Annotated in this window: 11 protein-coding genes and 2 pseudogenes; 10 read left to right on the forward strand and 3 right to left on the reverse strand. The window is 63.7% G+C overall.

The genetic code is table 11. The features are described from left to right. Positions 1-8: 8 nt before the first annotated feature. Entirely contained in the window at positions 9-5,486 is a 5,478-nt protein-coding gene (locus tag L6444_RS07025; RefSeq protein WP_236981477.1) for an AAA domain-containing protein, read from the forward strand. A 241-nt stretch (positions 5,487-5,727) separates the two neighbouring features. After that, positions 5,728-6,845, forward strand: a pseudogene (locus tag L6444_RS07030) (IS3 family transposase). Between the two features lie 5 nt (positions 6,846-6,850). On the opposite strand, the gene L6444_RS07035 reads toward L6444_RS07030, so the two are convergent. Then, positions 6,851-7,720, reverse strand: coding sequence for a sigma-70 family RNA polymerase sigma factor (locus L6444_RS07035; RefSeq protein ID WP_236983882.1), 870 nt, complete (start codon positions 7,718-7,720; stop codon positions 6,851-6,853). Between the two features lie 91 nt (positions 7,721-7,811). Here L6444_RS07035 and L6444_RS07040 point away from each other — a divergent pair, with 91 nt between their 5' ends. The 3 genes from L6444_RS07040 (at position 7,812) to L6444_RS07050 (ending at position 10,184) form a co-directional block, all read left to right on the forward strand. Continuing rightward, positions 7,812-8,039, forward strand: coding sequence for a hypothetical protein (locus tag L6444_RS07040; RefSeq protein ID WP_236981478.1), 228 nt, complete (start codon positions 7,812-7,814; stop codon positions 8,037-8,039). Between the two features lie 46 nt (positions 8,040-8,085). Next, the gene (locus L6444_RS07045) at positions 8,086-8,889 is read left to right on the forward strand and encodes a crotonase/enoyl-CoA hydratase family protein (RefSeq protein WP_236981479.1); all 804 of its coding nucleotides are present in this window, start codon (positions 8,086-8,088) and stop codon (positions 8,887-8,889) included. Between the two features lie 95 nt (positions 8,890-8,984). After that, positions 8,985-10,184: a hypothetical protein gene (locus L6444_RS07050; protein WP_236981480.1), complete on the forward strand. Its 1,200-nt coding sequence runs from the start codon at positions 8,985-8,987 to the stop codon at positions 10,182-10,184. A 68-nt stretch (positions 10,185-10,252) separates the two neighbouring features. Here the strand turns inward: L6444_RS07050 and L6444_RS07055 are convergent, their stop codons facing one another. Both L6444_RS07055 and L6444_RS07060 read right to left on the reverse strand, forming a co-directional pair. Then, positions 10,253-11,422, reverse strand: a complete 1,170-nt coding sequence (locus tag L6444_RS07055; RefSeq protein ID WP_238305547.1) for an acyl-CoA dehydrogenase family protein — start codon at positions 11,420-11,422, stop codon at positions 10,253-10,255. A gap of 56 nt (positions 11,423-11,478) precedes the next feature. Beyond that, positions 11,479-12,042, reverse strand: coding sequence for a TetR/AcrR family transcriptional regulator (locus L6444_RS07060; protein ID WP_236981482.1), 564 nt, complete (start codon positions 12,040-12,042; stop codon positions 11,479-11,481). Positions 12,043-12,116: 74 nt separating this feature from the next. On the opposite strand from L6444_RS07060, the gene L6444_RS07065 reads away from it, so the two are divergent. The 5 genes and pseudogenes from L6444_RS07065 (at position 12,117) to L6444_RS07085 (ending at position 18,896) form a co-directional block, all read left to right on the forward strand. Beyond that, a complete protein-coding gene (locus tag L6444_RS07065) occupies positions 12,117-13,559 on the forward strand; it encodes a DUF3375 domain-containing protein (RefSeq protein WP_236981483.1) in 1,443 nt (480 codons plus the stop codon). Next, complete coding sequence (locus L6444_RS07070; protein ID WP_236981484.1) at positions 13,556-14,131, forward strand: DUF4194 domain-containing protein; 576 nt, start codon at positions 13,556-13,558, stop codon at positions 14,129-14,131. The genes L6444_RS07065 and L6444_RS07070 overlap by 4 nt, the downstream gene beginning before the upstream one ends. Next, positions 14,124-17,509 (forward strand): annotated as a pseudogene (locus L6444_RS07075) (ATP-binding protein). The gene L6444_RS07070 and the pseudogene L6444_RS07075 overlap by 8 nt, the downstream one beginning before the upstream one ends. After that, positions 17,506-18,684, forward strand: coding sequence for a Wadjet anti-phage system protein JetD domain-containing protein (locus L6444_RS07080; RefSeq protein WP_236981485.1), 1,179 nt, complete (start codon positions 17,506-17,508; stop codon positions 18,682-18,684). The pseudogene L6444_RS07075 and the gene L6444_RS07080 overlap by 4 nt, the downstream one beginning before the upstream one ends. Continuing rightward, entirely contained in the window at positions 18,681-18,896 is a 216-nt protein-coding gene (locus L6444_RS07085) for a hypothetical protein (protein ID WP_236981486.1), read from the forward strand. Before L6444_RS07080 ends, L6444_RS07085 begins: the two co-directional genes overlap by 4 nt. The last annotated feature ends 97 nt before the right edge of the window (positions 18,897-18,993 follow it).

The following is an 18,993-nucleotide window of genomic DNA, read 5'->3' on the forward strand; positions in this document are numbered from 1 at the left end:
GCCGCGGGGTGCTGTCGAACCTGTCGGACGCAACCGACATAATCGTGCAAATTGACGCGGGTGACGACGGCAGTCGGTTGGTTTCCCGTGGTGAAGATGACTTCGCGAAGGAGTGTGCTGTGACTGGTGAGCAGGAAAGCGACAACGAGCGGTTGGTGCGCCGCGCGGTCAACCTATTCACCTTTCTGAGCCGCACTCAGCAGCTTCTGGTAAAGCCGATTCGCACCGTCGACGGATTCGAGCAGGTGCTGTGGTTCGACGACCTCCCCGAGCACGAGGCGATCCGGTCCGCGCATCGAGTTGCTGAACTTGACGTCGATTCGCCGCTGCTGACCATCGACCGGGTGGCCAAGCTGGACCCGCCGTCGGTGCCCGAGGCCCTGACGGCATGGGTTGAGGGGCCCGTCGCCGACACCGATAAGGAACCTGTGCTTCGTGAAGCGATCTACGGCTTGGAACCGGTCCCGGCCGAGCTCGGCGATGATGAAGTGGACCTCCAACGCCGCCGTATCGAGTTGGCCGAGCACTCCGAGATCACCGAGGCATTCGAGGAGTGGTTAGCCGATTGGCGGCTGTGGGCTGAGCGGGAGCGCCGCGACGTCGCGGTCCGGAACATTTACAAAGAGCTTTTCGCAGTTCATCTAAAGTCCACCGACCACAGCGATGAGTTCGAGCTTGTGGTCGGGGTGGGCTGCTTGACCTGGCGGCCCGATAACCACCCACAGGTGTTGCGTCACGTCGCGACCGCACCGATTGCGATCGGATTCGATGAGAATTCGGGGCGCCTTACCGTAACGCAAGTGCCAGCTCCCGACGCAGTGTCTATCGAAGTGGATATGCTGGACCCAGCGCTGATCTCCAGTCCATCCAAGCTCGACGAAATCAAAGAGACGGCCGCCGAGTACGACGGGCACCTGCTCGATCAACCCGCGATTGGCGAGATCTGTCGGCGCCTCATCCACCGCCTCGATGCCGACGCGGAGTATGACGCGGACGCCACAACCGCGCCGACAGGGGCCAGCCCACGCGGTGCGTTTGCCCCAGCAATGATCTTGCGGCGCCGCACCAACCGCGGACTGGTGCAGATCTACGAAGCGATCGTGGCTCAGATTCGTAAGGCCGGCGAGGTTCCGGCGGGTGTCCTGCCGTTGATAGATCCGGATCGTCAGCCCGAAGCTCCGACGGCTGGGGAGACGCCCGGAGCAGTGGTCACTGTCGACGGGGAGGACTTCCTGCCGCTGCCGGTCAATGACAAGCAACGTGCGATTATCGAGCGGGTCGACAGCCGGGCGCAGACGGTGGTGCAAGGTCCGCCCGGTACCGGAAAGACGCACACCGCAGCAGCTTTGGTTTCGCACCTGCTTGCCCAAGGCAAGCGAGTGCTGATCACCGCGCACACTGACCGGGCGCTGCGGGAGGTCCGGGCCAAACTGCCTCGCGAGATTCAGTCCCTGGCCGTCGCCGTCATCGGCCAGTCACGTTCGGACATGGCCGACCTGCGCACTGCGGTGGACAACATTTCCCGGCGCGCCGACGATTTCGACATCGACGGTTCGCGCCACACCATCGCCGGACACCTCGCCCGCATCGACGATCTGCGTCGCCAGCGCGCCGCGATCCGCAACCGCCTGCTGGTCCTCCGGCACCAGGAGGTGCAGCTGCGCACCGATGGTCCGGCCGAAGGCACGCTGGCGGCTATAGCTTTCGACCATCTGCGGCACAAGTCCGACTACGAGTGGATCCGGCAGTTCGACATCGACAGGGACGGGTCGGGAATTACTGTCTCGACCGAGGAGATCCGGTTGTGGCACAACCTAATAAGCAGCGAGGATCTGGCCACCAACGAGGACGAGGCGACGCGGCTGCTGCCTGAGCCCGCGTCGCTGGTGACCCCGCAGGAATTCGCCGTACTGGTTGCTTCGGAGCAGCAGGCTACGGAACGCAAGGACGGCTATAGTGCGCTGCTTGCCCATGATTCGTTCGAGTTCGTTCGTTCCTTAAGCACCGAACTGCGTTACGAGCTGCGTGACCGAGTCTCGCAGCTGGCTGAGCGGACCATCAACCTAGAACACCGCCAAGAAGTCTGGATGAAGGATGCGTTGTGTGATGTGCGCAGCGGTCGTCAGCAAGTATGGCTAGCGCGTTCGGCCCAGATCAAGTCGTTGGCCGAGACTGCAGGTCGGCTCGCGATGCGAATCGGGCCGACAACCCGGGTGGTGGTCGGCGCCGGCGACCTGGGTGTGCATCAGCAGATCGCCAAATCATTGCTAGCGCATGTGGATTCCGGTGGTGCGATTAGGGTTCGGCCAGACGGTGCGCCGAAGATCGGGGCGTTTACTTCCAAAACGGTCAAGCTCGCCGAACCGTTCTTCGCGGCGGTGAAGATCAATGATCTGCCTGCCGTTGACAAGCAACAATTGACAACCTTCATCGATTGGGTGGACGCCATTCGCACCATCGCAGCGATGGATCAAGCGTGGCCGACGACCGTCGAGATCCCCGACGAGGACACCCTCGAGGAGAAACTGCAGTGGCATCTGACCGAAATCGAGCAGTTGGACAAGGTACTGGCCCTGGGCGCTCAGCTCGAGGTGGAACGGCAGTGGTTCCAGGCCAACAATTTGCCCGTCCCGGATTGGAACAATCTCGAGGAAATTCGGCGTTACGCCGACCTGGTCGAGGCAGCCGCTGCGGCCGACGGCGCATTGGCTGCCAGCTCGCCTATTGAAACGTTGGCTGGCTACCTGCTGGGACAGTCGCAGCAGCACAACCCGCCGGCGGTCTCCATGCAATTGTTGAACGCAGTCTCAGACCGCAGCGTCAACGGCTACAGCGCTGCCTACGAGAGATTGACTCACCTGCGTCGGGTCGCGGAGTTGGTCAGCGAGCGGGATCGAATTCGCGCCGAGCTGGACCGGTCTGCGCCCCTGCTGGCCGCGGCGATCGCCGCCGAACCGGCGGCCGCCCAATGGGTCGATTGGCTGCCCAGGTATGCAGAGGCCTGGCAATGGGAAATGACCGGGCGCTGGATCCTGGCCCAGGACAGCGAAGACATCAACGCGCTGAAGGCCAGCCTAAATGCAGTCGAGGACCAGATCCGCAGTGAGGTCGAGCATTTGGCGGCTGAGCGGGCCTGGGGATATGCCGTCGCTCCGGACCGTATCACCGGCAGTGCACGGGCCAACCTCACCCAATACGCTCAGCTGGTGTCCCGACTGGGCAAGGGCACGGGTAAGTATGCGGCCAAGCAGCGGGCAGCGATCGCCGAGGCGATGGACCGCTGCAGACCCTCAGTGCCGGTGTGGATCATGCCTTTGTACCGGATCGCCGAGCAGGTTCGTGTCGAACCGAACCTCTACGACGTAGTGATCGTCGACGAGGCCTCACAGGCCGGTCTGGAGGCATCATTCCTGCAATACCTGGCGCCCAAAATCGTGGTGATCGGTGACGATAAGCAGGTGTCACCCTCCGCGGTGGGCGTGGACCAGCAGGAGCTACGGAACCTTGCCGCGCTGTATCTCAGCGACGACCCGTACAAGGAATCCTGGCTTGACCCCAAGCGCAGCTATTTTGACGAGGCCAACATGCGCTTCGGCGGGCGGATCACCCTGACCGAGCATCGGCGTTGCGTACCAGAAATCATAGGCTTTTCCAACCGGATCGCCTACGAGCCGGAGGGAATTCGTCTCGTTCCTGTGCGCCAGTTTGGCGCCGAACGGCTCGATCCAATAAAGGTGGTCTATCTGGAGAATGCTTACGAGTCAGCGAATAAAACCAATCTGGCCGAGGCCGAGGCGATCGTCGAGCAGATCTGCAAATGCCTGGCCGAGCCGCATTACGACAGCGCGACGTTCGGAGTGATCTCGCTCTTGGGTAAGGAGCAGGCCAAGCTGATCGAGAGCAAGCTGCTCGACGCGGTGTCGCCGGAAGAATGGGCGGTCCGGGAACTGCGCTGCGGTGACGCATCGGATTTCCAAGGCTCCGAGCGTGATGTGATGTTCTTGTCGATGGTCAAGGCCCCGGAAGCGGACAAGCGCATGGGCGTGCTGACCCAGGCCCAATATGTGCAACGTTTCAACGTGGCCGCGTCACGGGCGAAAGACCAAATGTGGGTTTATCATTCGATGCCGCGGGAGGCGCTGCTCAACACCGAGGACATGCGGTTCCAACTGCTCGACTACTGCTACGGGGTGGTCAACCGGGTGCATGGCGCGGGCAACGGAGCGGTGGCTACCGTGGTCGCCGAGGATATGGTGGTACCACCGTTCGACTCCCTGTTTGAACAGCGAGTGTTTAATCGGCTCATCGAGCGGGGTTACACCGTCATGCCGCAGGTCGAGGCGATGGGATACCGCATCGACATGGTGGTTACCGGGGCCCGAGGGCGGCTGGCGATCGAATGCGACGGCGACTTTTGGCACGGCCCAGAGCAATATCAGGCTGACCTGGCTCGCCAGCGCGACCTTGAGCGGTGTGGGTGGAAGTTCTTCCGGATCCGCGAATCGGTGTTCTATGCCGATATGCGCGGAACTTTGCAGAAGCTGTGGGACACGCTCGACGACCTCGACATCCGCACCGCCCACTGGATTGATCCGAGTTTTGATGACGGCGACAGCTGCGCTGAGGAAGTCGACGAATCTGTCGACGAGGGACGCGCTATCGTCGAAGCTGAAGCAGGACATGGTGTTTCGATGTGGCGTGACGAGGAGGAATCAGGTGCAGGTGCGGGCATGCCGTCGGAAAACGGTCATCGCGCGATACATAGATGCTTGCCCACTACGGATCTCTTGACGGAGGCGCACAGCCGGCCTCGTGTTGACGGCGCCGGCGATCACCCATCTGGTGCGAACGGTACCCAGTCGATACCCGAGTCGGTCGACGAAACAGTCCGAGAACCGGAGGAAGAGCAACTCGGTTTGCTTGGCAGGCAACTCGTCGAAGGTCCGCTGACGAACCGGCTTCGGCCATATATTGCGTTTACACAGCCTCTGCCTCCGATTCAGGGAACACCGTTGCCAGAGTTGATTGCCAATGTTGTTCGGATCGTTGAAGTCGAGGGCCCTGTCTTGGGTCATCGCGTACACGATGCATATCGGGTTGCCTACGGCGGGCACCGAGTAGGTCGGGAACTCGCCAGAAGCCTGAACCAAGCGATGGAACTCGCTGTGCGTCGAGGGCAGCTGGTCGCGGCCAATCCGCTTAACGAACCTGGCATCAAGCCAAAGACTTTCAGGTTGCCGACTCAGTCTCCGGTCGTGTTGCGGGAACTCGGACCACGTTCGCTCAGCTTGGTGCCTCCCGCCGAGCTCGCTGCCCACCTTACCGAGTTCACGGGTATCGAAGGTCTTTCAGAAGATGAGCTATTTCGCGCCGTTCTTGACGTGCTCGGATTGCAGCGGCTTACGGAGAACGCGCGAGCAGTGTTGAGTGCGGCGATGGCCCTTGTGCCCACCGCTGCTTTGGGTGGAAGCGAGGGCTGGGAGTAGGGCCAGAGTTGGTATGTACTAGTTTGTTCCGGTCCACCTGATGGCCGGACGGGCACTTCGACACAGGAGTTCACCGATCGAGTGCCTGATTTTTCCTGCGTGAGGTTACTGACCGGCTGAAGTTGCGGTCCGCTCGGCCGTCTCGAAAGTTGGGAAGCGTTGGGACTCAATCAGGTCTGCTGCACGAATGGTGACATCTGAGTTGGCTTGCCCCGGGTGGGCAGGCTGGAAGGATGTCGTTGTGCCCAGGCCCTACCCCGTGAGTTTTCGCGACGACGTCGTGCGCGTGGCCCGCAACCGCGACGATGGTGTGACCGTCGAGCAGATCGGGACCGTTTTCGGGGTGCACCCGATGACGCTGCACAAGTGGATGCGCCAGGCCGATATCGACGAAGGGGCCAAGCCCGGCAAGAGCACCGTTGAGTCGACGGAGTTGGACGAACTGCGACGCCGTAATCGGCTGTTGGAGCAGGAGAAGGAAGTCTTACGGCGAGCGGCGGCCTATCTGTCGCAGGCCAATTTGCCGGGAAAGGCTCTACCCGCTCGTGAAGGAGCTCGCCGCCGACGGGATCCCCGTCGCGGTGACGTGGCGGGTACTCAAGCTCGCCCGCCAGCCCTATTACCGCTGGCTGGCCAAGCCGATCACTGACGCCGGACTCGTCGAGGCTTACCGCGCCAACGCCCTGTTCGACGCCCACCACGAGGACCCGGAGTTCGGCTTCCGCTACCTCGTCGAGGAAGCCCGTGACGCCGACGAACCCATGGCCGAGAGGACCGGCTGGCGGGTCTGCTCGCAGAATCGCCTGTGGAGCGTCTTCGGCAGAAAGCGCGGCAAGACCGGGCCGCCGGTCCACGATGATCTCGTCGAGCGGGATTTCACCGCTGATGCGCCAAATCAGTTGTGGCTGGCTGGTATCACTGAGCACCGTACCGGCGAGGGCAAGCTCTACCTCTGCGCCATCAAGGACGCATTCTCCAACCGCATCGTCGGCTACTCGATCGACTCCCGGATGGCGTCCCGTCTGGCCACCCAGGCTCTGCGCAGTGCTGTGGTACGCCGTGGTGACGCTGGCGGCTGCATCCTGCGCTCCGATCGTGGGTCTCAGCTCAGGTCAAGGAAATTCGTTTCTCGCCCTACATCGAAATGGCATGGTCGGATCGATGGGCCGCGTCGGCGCAGCCGGCGACAACGTGGCCATGGAGAGCTTCTTTAGCCTGTTGCAGAAAAACGTGCTGAACCGCCGCCGCTGGGACACCAGAGAGGAACTACGCATCGCGATCGTCACCCGGATCGAACGCACCTACCATCGGCGCCGACGCCAGTCCGGTCTCGGCCGGCCGTCGCACCAGTCCGTCTAGTCCGATCAGACATCAGTAGCCGAAAGCCGCGAAATGGCAGAGCCGCCCTCGCGGCGGCGCACCCTCGCCAAAACGTCGGCGTCGGCCCTGAACTGTAGGTGCGATATCTGCCCCGCCTCGATGGCGAAGTCGAACGCGACCTTGACCTCGCCGCGGTGGATCCAGGCAGCGCCGGGCCGGTCCTCGACAAACACGGGAAAGGCAGCCTTGGCGGCGCCGTTGAAGAAGCCGGCCACCTCGTCGCGACCTTCCAAACGCGGCGGGGTGCCCAACGCGATCGCGGCCGCGTCCGCCGAGACCACCACGTCAGGAGCCAGCAGCTCCAGCAACCGCGCGAAGTCGCCCTCCCGGGCCGCGGTCATGAACGCGTCCACAATCTCCCAGTCGCCCAGCGCATCCTCGGGCGCGGCCGGACGCACCTTGGCGCGAGCACGCGAAGCCAGCTTGCGGGCCGCGACCGGCGTCGTGTCGAGCATCGCAGCGATCGCCTCGAACTCGACGCCGAAGCTGTCGTGCAAAACAAACGCCACCCGCTCGGCAGGCGTCAGACGGTCCAGCACCACCTGCAGCGCGACGCCGACCGTGTCGGCCAGCACCACACCGTCGGCCGGGTCGGGCGCGACGGCCTCGAGCTCAATCGACTCCGTCGGCACCGGCGTTCGGGCGCGCAGCCGATCGAGGCATAGCCGCGACGTCACCGTGGTGAGCCAGCCCGCGAGATTCTCGATCGGCTCGTCGGTGGCGTGCAGCCGCAGCCACGCCTGCTGCACCACGTCCTGTGCCCCGTCGGGGTCGCCCAGGATCCGGGCGGCGATGCGCTGCAGGCGAGGGCGCTCGGCTTCGAAGCCGTCGCGTAGCTGATCGTCGCTCACCATGGCGGTCACACTTTCGTCGTCGGACGCGTCATCATCCTGACGCACCCGGACGGCCCGGTGTGACCAGAGCGGGAGGACGCTTATGAAAACGATGACGTGCCAGGATCTCGGTGGCCCCTGTGACCTCGCGCACCGCGGTGAAAGCGCCGACGAGATCATCAAGGCGCAGGACCGACACCTCAAGGAACTCGTCAAGGCCGGCGACGATGCGCACGTGCCCGCCCGCGAGGACATGAAGAGCCGCTGGCGCCACCCGATGAAGTCGATGAATTGGTACAACGACGTCAAGAAGAGGTTCGCCGAGCTGCCGGTGAGGTGACGGTCCGGGCCCCGGACCTTCGACATAGCGGGGTAAGTTTCCACGCGTGAGCGAAGACAGAGTTCGAGTGCAGATCAGCACCACCGGCGTGGCAACCGTGACGATGGTGCGCGCCGACAAACACAATGCGCTCGATCACGCTATGTTCGCGGGCCTGGTCGATGCGGCGGCGCAGTTGGCGGGTGATGCGTCGGTGCGCGCGGTGGTGTTGCACGGCGAGGGCAAGAGCTTTTGCTCCGGCCTGGACATCGCCAGCTTCATGTCCGGCCGGGGTGGCACCAGCGTCCTGCTGGAGCGCGAGAGCGGCCGGGCGGCCAACTTCGCGCAGCGCGTCGCCTACGACTGGTCCTTGGTGCCCGCGCCGGTCATCGCCGCGATCCACGGCAACTGCTTCGGGGGCGGGCTGCAGATCGCGCTGGGCGCCGACATCAGGATCGCCGCGCCGGGCGCCAAGCTGTCGATCATGGAGATCAAGTGGGGCCTGGTTCCCGACATGGGCATTACGCAGACTCTCCCGCGGCTGCTGCCTCTCGACGTCGCCAAGGAGTTGACGTTCACCGGCCGGATCGTTTCGGGGAGTGAGGCTTTGGCGCTCGGGTTGGTCACGCGAAACAGTGACGATCCGCTGGCTTCGGCGTTGGCGCTGGCCGAGGAGATCGCGCAGAAGTCACCGGACGCCGTCCGTGCTGCCAAGCGGCTCTACGAACAAACGTGGCTCAGTAACGACGCCGCCCGGGCGCTGGCCCTCGAATCCGAGCTGCAGGCGGGGCTGATCGGTTCGCCCAATCAACTCGCCGCGGTGGCGGCCGGAATGTCCGGGGAGAAGCCCGTTTTCGTCGACCCTGCGTAACGGTGACCGAAGGCAACTCGCACTGCACATGCCGATTCCCACCCCTGTTCACAGCCGCAACGACGGCGTCGGTGCAACGCGGTAGTGTCCGCCCAATGCCGGACAGTCGAAAGCGTCGCAAGGCCAAACAGGCGAGGCGAGATGCGCGCCGGATGCGCTCGGCGCGTCGCGCACACGAACTCGAAGAGGAGTTCCCGCTCGTCGACGCGGTGCGCGAAGCCCTCGCCGAAGAGCATCCGCTGGAACTGCTGCACACGGTCAGCCTCATCATCCAGGCAACGGAGCCAAGGCACTGGGCGCTCAGCGACCCGGACGAGCCAGAGGCCGTCAATCTCGGCGAACTCATCGACAGCTTTATCGCGACCAAGCTTCCCGAAACCACGGTGCTGTTGGCGGTGCTGTCCGAATTGCTCGACAACGAGGTGCTGCGGACACGCTGTGAACGAGAGGTTGCCGCGCGGGATGACGACCTGCCGCAGTGGATCACCGATCTGGGTCGAACGCACGTCGAGCGGGTGGTGCGGATGACACACGTGCTCGGGGAGGGGGACGAACTGATGCTCGGCGTGAAGTTGTCCTCCGGACAGGAGATGACCTGCGCGGCCTTCATCGACCACACCGTCGTGTCAGAGGTCAAAGACGCCTTTTTCGTTCCCGCGCCACTGCAGGAGGTTCTCGACGTCGCGACGCGCAGCCGTACGGATCCCGACACCACCTTCGTCGAAATGAGCCTCGCCGATGCCCGTGCCTGGTTGCATCGGGGTGTCGAGGTCGACGGTCTGCTGTCGATGTTGAGCGAGTCCGACACGTGGCCGGCGAGTCGTCCGCTGCTGCAATGGCTGACCCGGGGCTTGCCGGAGGGAGGCAGCGGCTACCAACCGCCGTTCTTCTCTGAGGACCAGATTGAGGAATTGTTGGACAGGTTCTTTGCCACAGTGCCGGGCTTGCGATTCGACGACTCCGGCCATCGGGATTTGTTGCGCACGTGCATCGATGAAGGCACCGGTGATCCATTGCGGTGGAGCGCGGGCCGGCTGCGGGACCTACCCGACGTTTTTCTGCCGCTCGACGAATACTCCGATGAGCGGTCCATTCAAGACCTGCTGGACCTACCGGATGTGATGCGCGCGTATGTTCCGTTCGCTCACGCCGAGAGCGGGATCCGCGACGAATTGACCGCAGAGGCACAGGCCGCCATCGATGAATTCGAGTCCGAGTTTCGAGAGATGGTTCTGGAGGACGCCCGATATCTGGACGACGACGACGACGACGATGACGACGGGGACCCGAGTTAGAGGGCCCGGTGACGCAGGTGGGCAACGCCCGGCGCTTCGAGCATCCGGACCCAGCGCGAGTCGGTGGATCACACCATCGCGATCGGCGAGATCTTCATCCCGATCTCCAGCGCACCATAGAGTTCGCGAGCGACGTCCTGATCGAAGATGACGTGGCCCGCGCCCATCTCCGCGTCCCGGCGCGCCCGTTGCAACGGATTGGCCAGGAAGTTGGCCGACGCTCCGGACGCCGCCATGAGATTGTTGATGACGCAAAGTGATTCGTTCACTACGTGCGCTGCCGTAGCTCGTGCGCGGGCCCGCAGTTTTCGTTGCACGATGCCGCCGTCGGCGACGATCGACTCGATGGTGCCGGCGATGTCGGTCACCAGTCCCTGCAGTGCCTGCAGCCGGATCCGGGCATCGGCCAGTCGGATCTGGGTGGCCGGCTGTTCCTTCTGCTTGACACCGCTGTAGGCCAACACCCGGGTCTCGAGACGCTCGGCGAACGCGTTCACCACCAGCTGCGCACTGCCGAGAATGGGCATCGCCGCGGTCAACGCGAGCGCGGGCACCACCGGCCAGCGGTACAGCGCGGCATCGTGCAGCGCCGCACCTGCTGAGGTGCCGTTGTAAATGTCCGATAGCGGGACGATGCGGTGCTCGGGCACGAACACGTCGGTGATGGTGACGTCGTTGGATCCGGTTGCGCGCATGCCCAGGGTGTGCCAGACGTCGTCGACGCTGACCTGGTCGGCCGGGACGAGCACCAGGCCGGGGAACATGTCGTCGCCGGAGCCGCACAACGCGCAGACCATCACCCAGTCGGCATGCATGATCCCGGTGGCCCAGGACCATTTTCCGCTCAATTTGATTCCACCGCTTACCTTCTCGCCGAAACCGGTCGGCGCCAGCGGTGCGGGTGCCAGCACCGGGCCGGAGGCGAAGACCTCCACTTGGGCCTGTTCGTCGAACAACGACAGCAGCCAGTTGTGCAGTACGAAGAAGCCGATAGTCCATGCGCTCGACGCGCAGCCCAGCGCCATCCGCTGCACCGGTTCGAGCACCTCGGGGAAGCTCGCCTGCCGGCCGCCGAAACGTTTCGGGGCGAGCAGGCCGAGCAGCTCGCCGGCGCGGACTTCCGCGACGGTGTCGTCCGGCAGTCGCCGCAGTCGCTCTGCTTCGTCGGCCCGTCGGGCCAGGCGTGCGACGAAGTCGTCGGGTACCAAGCTCGCAGCGGATTCCACAGGCAGTATCATACCGGGAACTCTATACCAAAAAGTATGGCGACAAAATCGGCCGGTCGCAAGCTAATTCAAGGCCGCAGCATGAAGTCGACCAGTTCGGCGCGCTCCGCGGCTGGCATATACGCCCGCTTGGATGCCAGATGCAGCGCGCCGACGCCCATCGCAAAGATCCAGTCGGCCCGTTGTCGCGCGGTCTTCTCGTCGAAGCCAGCGTCGAGAAAAGCCTGGCGCACCGCGCGCTGGACCCGACGGTCGGCAGCCAGGACGCTGGACGCGGCGGTGGCGTCCGAGCGTGCCCATTCCCGCATCGCGCGCTCCAAGGTCCAGTACCGCGGACTGAGCAGCACCGACATCATCTTGATCAACCGATCTCGCGGCGCCAGTTCAGCCAAGTCGCCCATCAGCTGGTGGTCCTCGTCGCGCCACTGCGCCCAATTGGCCACCAGCGCAGCCTTATACGCGGCCATGTCGGCGAAGTGCCAGTAGAAACTGCCGCGTGTGACGCCGAGGCGGGCAGTGATCACGTCGAGCTTGAGGGCTTTGAACCCTTCCTCGGCGAGGACTTCGTACCCGATCTGCAGCCAGGCATCTTTGGTGCTTTCACCGGAGCCGCGCCGCTGGGCTTTGGTCATCCAGTTACCTTAGAGGCGTCGTTCGGCCGCGGGCGTCGCCCGCATCCGTCGGTGCCATTACTTACGCTGTCCAGGTGGACTACGCGAGGATCGACGGACTGCGGGAGCGGCATCCTGCTTGGCGGCTGCTGCGCGCCGGCAACTCCACGCTGATCCTCGCTTTCTTGGGACAGTTCTTCGTCGAAGGCAACCGAGGCGCGTGCCCGGTAAGCGAAGTCGCGGCCGCGTTGGACGACCATCTCTACGCGCTGAACGCTGAGATTCCGGCCGAGCGTGGCGAGCAGCGGTTCCCGAAGAACGCTCGTTCCTATTTAGAGGACTGGGCGGCCACCGAAACTGCTTATCTGCGGCGCTTCTATCCCCCCGGCGACGACGAAGTGCACTATGAGGTCACGCCCGCTTTCGAGAAGGCCTACGCCTGGGTCATGTCCCTGAAGGGCCGTTCCTTTGTGGGGACGGAATCCAGGTTGCACACCGTGGTGGACTTGCTTCGGCAGATCGTGCACGGAACCGAAGTCGAACCCGACGTGCGGCTGGCTGAGCTGCGTCGGCGGCGCGACGAAATCGACGCCGAGATCGCGGCCGTCGAATCTGGCACCTTCACCGTGCTGGACGGGACTGCAGTGCGCGATCGCTACCAACAGCTCGCTGCCACCGCCCGGGAGCTGCTGTCGGACTTTCGCGAGGTCGAGGAGAACTTCCGGCTGCTGGACCGCGCCGCGCGCGAGAAGATCGCGGCCTGGGACGGTTCCAAGGGCGAACTGCTCGCCGACCTGGTCGGCAGCCGTTCCCAGATCACCGGTTCGGACCAGGGACGAAGTTTTCAGGCGTTCTACGAATTCCTGCTCTCCGAAGCGCGCCAGGCTGAGCTCGCCGCCCTGATCGGCAAGGTTTCAACCCTCGACATCGTCGACGCTGACCAGCGGATTAGCGGCATCCACCAGGACTGGTCTGAAGCTGCTGATCGGGCACAGCGCACGGTCCGACAGATATCCGAACAACTTCGCCGTTTCCTTGACGACCAGGTCTGGATGGAGAACCGTCGTGTGCTCGACTTGGTCCGGGCGGTCGAGAGCACCGCGCTCGAGGTCCGCGACGACCCGCCAACCTGGGGACTCGAAGTTGATCAGCCGGGCATCGACATCACCCTGCCGTTCGAACGCCCGCTTTACCAACCTCCTGCGGAAGTAGCCGTCGAAAGCCACCTTCCGCCGGAAGCTGAGGAAGTCGACGCGGACCTGCTCTTCACGCAGACCTTTGTCGACCAAGCGCGGCTTGCCGAAGTCATCCGCACTGTTCTGCCGGAGAATTCCTCGGCGCTGTTGTCCGACGTCGTCGCGATGTACCCGATCGAACAGGGCGCCGCAGAGATCGTCGGTTACCTCGCGCTCAACGACGACGACGTCATGGTCGACATGGACGACAGCGATGAAACTCTCTTGGAATACGTCGATCCGGACGATCCGCAGACAACCAAGCGGGCCAGGCTGCCGAAAGTGACGGTACGGCGACGATGAGCAACGAGCACGCCGTCGCCAGCGCCATCATCCGGTTGATGCAAGGCGTCGTCTACCGCGAATCGGACGAGGACACCTGGCTGACACTGGGACGTCTGGGTGCCGGTGTGCGAGACCATTTCGCCACCATCGGCGTCGACGTGATCGTCGACGACGTGGAAGGCTATGCCTACCTCCGGTCCCGGTCTGACGAGGAGGGCGACGAGGCGCTGCCTCGTTTGGTGCGCAGGCGCGCCCTGACTTACAACGTCAGCCTGCTGTTGGTCCTGCTGCGCAAACGGCTCGTCGAGTTCGAGACGGCGGGCAGTGACGGAAAGTTGGTCCTCACCTCCGACCAGATCGTCGAGATGTTGCGTCTGTTCCAGGCCGAGTCCAGCAACGATGCCCGGGTCGTGGACCAGGCGGAGACGACCATCAAGAAGGCGACCGAACTCGGATTCCTACGACCGTTACGCGGTCAGCGCGACCAGTGGGAGGTGCGGCGGATCCTCAAAGCCTACGTCGATGCCCAGACCCTGTCGGACTTCGCGGGTAAGTTACGGCAGTACGCGGGTTCGGTAGCCGATGAATGAAACAGCCTCCGCTGCAGCAGGTCTCGGTGATTCCGGGAGAGCAGGTTTCCGGCTCGAGTACGCCGAACTCCTGAACTGGGGCACCTTCGACAACCAGGTCTGGCGGTTTACGCCCAGGGCGGAGACCGCACTGCTCACCGGTGACATCGGCTCCGGCAAGTCGACGATCGTCGACGCGCTCACCACGTTACTGGTGCCGTCTCATAAGGCGGCATACAACAAGGCCGCCGGCGCTGAGGCCAAGGAACGCACCCTGCGCTCCTATGTCGAAGGCCACTACAAATCCGAACGGAATGAGACCACCGGAAAATCGCGCGCCAAGGGCCTTCGGGAGAACCGCCGGACCTATTCGGTACTTCTCGGTGTCTTCACCAACCACGGCTACGACGAAACCGTCACCCTTGCGCAGGTCTTCCAGCAGCGCGAAAGTGCCGGACAGCCGTACCGTTTCTTCGTCACCGCCACCAAGCAACTCACGATTGCGGCGGACTTTGCCGAGTTCGGCTCCGATCTTCGGGATCTGCGCAGGCGACTGCGCGGTGCCGGGGCAGAGATCTTCGACGAATTCCCAAAGTACGCAACATCGTTGCGCCGTCTGCTTGGAATTCGATCCGAACAGGCACTGGAACTGTTCCACCAGACCGTTTCGATGAAATCCGTCGGCAACCTCAACGATTTCGTGCGCGACCACATGCTGGAACCCAGCGACGCGACCGAACGCGTGCGGGACATCATCGCCCACTTCGAGGACTTGACCAAGGCGCACGACGCCGTGCGGCGTGCGCGGGAACAACTCGAGGCGTTCGAGCCTATTGTGGCGACCGCCGCCAAATACGATGCCGCACTTGGCGAACGCGATGCAATGGAGAGCGAACGATCCGCGGTCCGCGTGTTCATCGCCGAGTTGCGCTCCGGACTGCTGGCGGACGAGATCGCTCGGCTAGAGGCCGACTGCGCGGACCGGGCAGAACAACTAGCCGCAGCCGAAGCAGGCGAGCTGCGGCTCAAGCATGAACGCGAGTCTCTCATCGAAGAACGCGCCAAGGCAGGGGGAGATCGCATCGGCGAGCTGCAGCGGCTCGCCCACGAGGCCTGGGCCCAAGCCGAAACACGCCGTCATACCAGGACATTGTTCGACGATGCCGTGCGCGGCGCCGGGCTCGAGCCGGTCGCCGACCGGGCCGCGCATGAGGCATTGTCCGCCTTGGTCACCGCCGAACGCCCGCGACGGGCGGACGAGAAACGAGCCCTGGACGCGGCCACCGCCGAGGCGATCGGGATCTCAAAGGACTACCAACGTAAGTGCGACGCGATCGCCGACGAGCTCGCCAGCCTGGAGCAGCGCACCAGCAACCTGCCGCCAGAGCAGGTCGAACTGCGCGCCGACTTGTGTGCAGCCCTGGGTCTGGGGCCGGAGGATATTCCTTATGCCGGGGAACTTCTCGACATATTCGACGAGCATGCCGAATGGCGGGGGGCGGCGGAACGAGTGCTGCGTGGATTTGCGCTCTCGCTGCTAGTTCCCCAACCGCACTACGACGCCGTCACCCGATGGGTCAACGACCGAAGACTCACCTTCCGCGGCCGCGGAGCCAAGTTGGTGTACGAACGGGTTCCACCGCACCAGGTCCGTCTCCAGCCGTCCCGACATGACGGACTTCTGCTCGCCGACTGCGTCGAAGCCAAGGACGGACCATTCCGCGAATACCTCCTGAACGAGCTCGTAAAGCGGGCCGATTTCCGTTGCGCAACAACGCTCGAAGAATTTCGCAACCAGCGCCGTGCCGTAACTCGCCAGGGGCAGGTGCGATCCGGCGATCGGCATGAGAAGGACGATCGCTACCGCGTCGATGATCCCCGCCGCTGGGTCCTCGGCTGGGCCAACGAACGAAAGATCGCCGCGCTGCGCAACGAGCTCGACGAACTGGTGGTCCAGCGGGTGGCGGCGGATGCCGAGGTCGATACTCTCACCGCCCAGCGGGAAGCGCTGCAGGAGAGACTGGACGCCCTGTTGCGAATCGAAGGGTTCCGTTCGTGGACCGACCTTGACTTTGGCGAGGCCGAAGCGCGCGCGAATGACCATGACGCCGAACGCATCCGGTTGCAGGCCGGCTCGTCGCGACTGCAGGAGATCACACGCGCGCTCTGGATCGAAATGAGGAATTGGCCTGTGCCCTCGGGGAGTCGATCAAGAAACTCACCGGTGATCTGGCCACCACCGCCGCAGCGGCGGATCGGGCGAAGAAGGACAAGCAACGTGTTGACGACTTCGTGGCGGCGCAGCCGGAACCCGAGTTGGCAACGGCCCGCGTGTCCTATCCTGCACTGAATCAACGCATTGGCAGGTCCCGTCCGACGCGGGCTGCGGATTGTGGTGAGGCGGAGACCACGCTGTCCAGTGCCCTGCATACTCGCATCGAGAAGCTGACGCGGGAACTAAACGGTCATGCGTTGAATCTGGGTCAGTACATGGCCGAGGTGCTGCGCCGGTGGCCCGAGCTGCGCGCTGACATGGACGCGAATATCGAAGCCCGGCGTGAGTTTCTAACATTCCGCGATCGCATAGCGACCGATGATCTTCCGCGCTTCGAAAGCGAATTCAAAGAACAGCTCAATAAGAACGCCATCCAGGAGTTGGCCGGGTTCAACAATTGGCTGGGCAGACAGGCATCAGCGATCGATCAGCGCGTCGACCGCATCAACGAGGCGCTCGGCGCGGTGCCCTACAACCCGGGTCGCTACATCCGGCTAGAGAAGGAACCCACCACCAATCAAGATGTCGCGCAGTTCCGTTCCGATCTGCGTAACCTCACCGACGACAGCCTCGCCGTGGACGGTGATCAGTACTCCGAGCAGCGGTTCCTCGACGTCAAGCGCGTCATCGAACGCTTCCGCGGTCGCGACGGCTATTCCGAATCGGACAAGTCCTGGACACGACGGGTCACCGATGTGCGCAACTGGTTCGTCTTCTCTGCCTCCGAGCGCGATGCCGAAACCGGTGCGGAATGGGAACACTATAGCGATTCGGACGGCAAGTCCGGTGGTCAGAAAGAAAAGCTCGCGTACACGATCCTGGCGGCGTCGCTGGCTTACCAGTTCGGGCTGGAATGGGGTGTCGCGCGATCGCGCGACTTCCGCTTCGCGGTCATCGACGAGGCATTCGGGCGTGGCTCGGACGTCTCGACGCGCTACGCTCTGGAACTCTTCGCTACGCTGGGACTGCAACTGCTCATCGTGACGCCTTTGCAGAAGGTCCACGTCATCGAGCCATACGTCAAAGCGATTGGTTTCGTTGACAATCCAACCGGAACGTTCTCTCGGCTGCAGACGATGACAATCGAAGAGTACCGGTCCCGGCGCGACGGGCGGCGACCGTGAAGCCCGCCTGGACCACATCGGCGGGCATCGCGGTCCGAGTCAGGCGTCGGTGGGACGATGGGTCCCTGCTACGTGGTTATGCCAACGGCGATCCTTTCGAGCCGATCGAAGTGCCGCTGCGCGGACCGAAGCCGTCGCAGGTCGGCGACGACTTAGCCGCTGCGCGACAGTGGGTGGCCGACCTCCAAGCAAGCGCTCGGGACGGCGAACGATTTACCCTGCAGTGGCAAGCTATTGGCGGCAGGCGAATTGGCCGCAACCAATTGCCTTCCCGTGCAATGATATCCACATTCGAGCAAGCCGTGGCGCTGTTGGGGGTGACGGCGCTGGTCCGCAAATTCGACGAGCTGCTGGTTCTGGCAGATCAACATCGGCGGGTTCGACAGTGGATCGTCGACCATCCGCATCGTGCACTCGAACTGGGGCCGGAGATGCCGCGGCTGATCGCCGCGTACGTGTGGCTCGACATTAATCGCCAATCGCAAAAATATTTGCGGGAGATCAGTGCGCCCGGGGTGGACACCAAGTTCGCCGAACGGCACCGGCCGGTTTTGGCGGCCATGCTGGGCGTCTCCTCGACGGCGGCGGGCTTTGTCGCCGGCCTCGGCTTGAGGTCGAAGCCAGGCTTAGTAAGGCTACGGCCCTCGCCTTCTTTGGGTCTGCCCGGGCCGACTCTTTCTGAACTGGGCTTGCGTCCTGAAGAGTTGGCTCGACTGGATGTCGTGCCACGGCAGGCGGTGATCGTCGAGAACGAGATCAGCTATCTGTCCTTCGACGTCCCCGAAGACGGTGTTGTGATCTGGGGAAGGGGCTTCGACGTCGACAGCGTGGGCCGTTCGCCGTGGCTCGCTGGCGCCGATGTCCTCTACTGGGGCGACATCGACACGCACGGATTCGCGATTCTTGATCGGCTGAGGGCATGGTTGCCGCACGTCCGGTCGGTGCTGATGGACCGAGAGACACTGCTCGCCCATCGCGATCGTTGGGTGGCTGAGGACCGCCCGGCCCGGTCGCTTCTGACCCGGCTCACGCCGCCGGAGCAGGAGCTCTACTGCGACCTTGTTACCGATGGGCTTGGCGAACGGGTGCGCTTGGAACAGGAGCGAATTGACTGGCAGTGGGTGGTGCAGCGGGCGTCGGCAGCCGAACCGAGCCGAGAGCAGTCGCTGACGTGAGTTGGAAGAGATACAAAGGCACCGCCCGCGCGGATGCGGCCCTGCACGGCAGCGCGCTGCTGGCCGAACTGGAAGCTTATGTCCGCGTGCAAAACCCACACTTGACCGACGTCCGGCTGGACGAGGCGAGTGCTAACGAGGGCGCACCGGTCGAGCAGGGCCGGCGCATGTACGACGTCACTTATCTGGCCGATGACGGCGAGGGGAGCTGAGCGTCCCAGCCGAGTCGGGTGGTTCGACAAACACGTCGGCTGAGCGGTCTGGTTTCGCGGGAGTGAAAGAGGTGGAATGGGTAGCACCACTCGGGCA

It is taken from the genome of Mycobacterium kiyosense (genome assembly GCA_021654635.1).
Taxonomy (GTDB): Bacteria; Actinomycetota; Actinomycetes; order Mycobacteriales; family Mycobacteriaceae; genus Mycobacterium; species Mycobacterium kiyosense.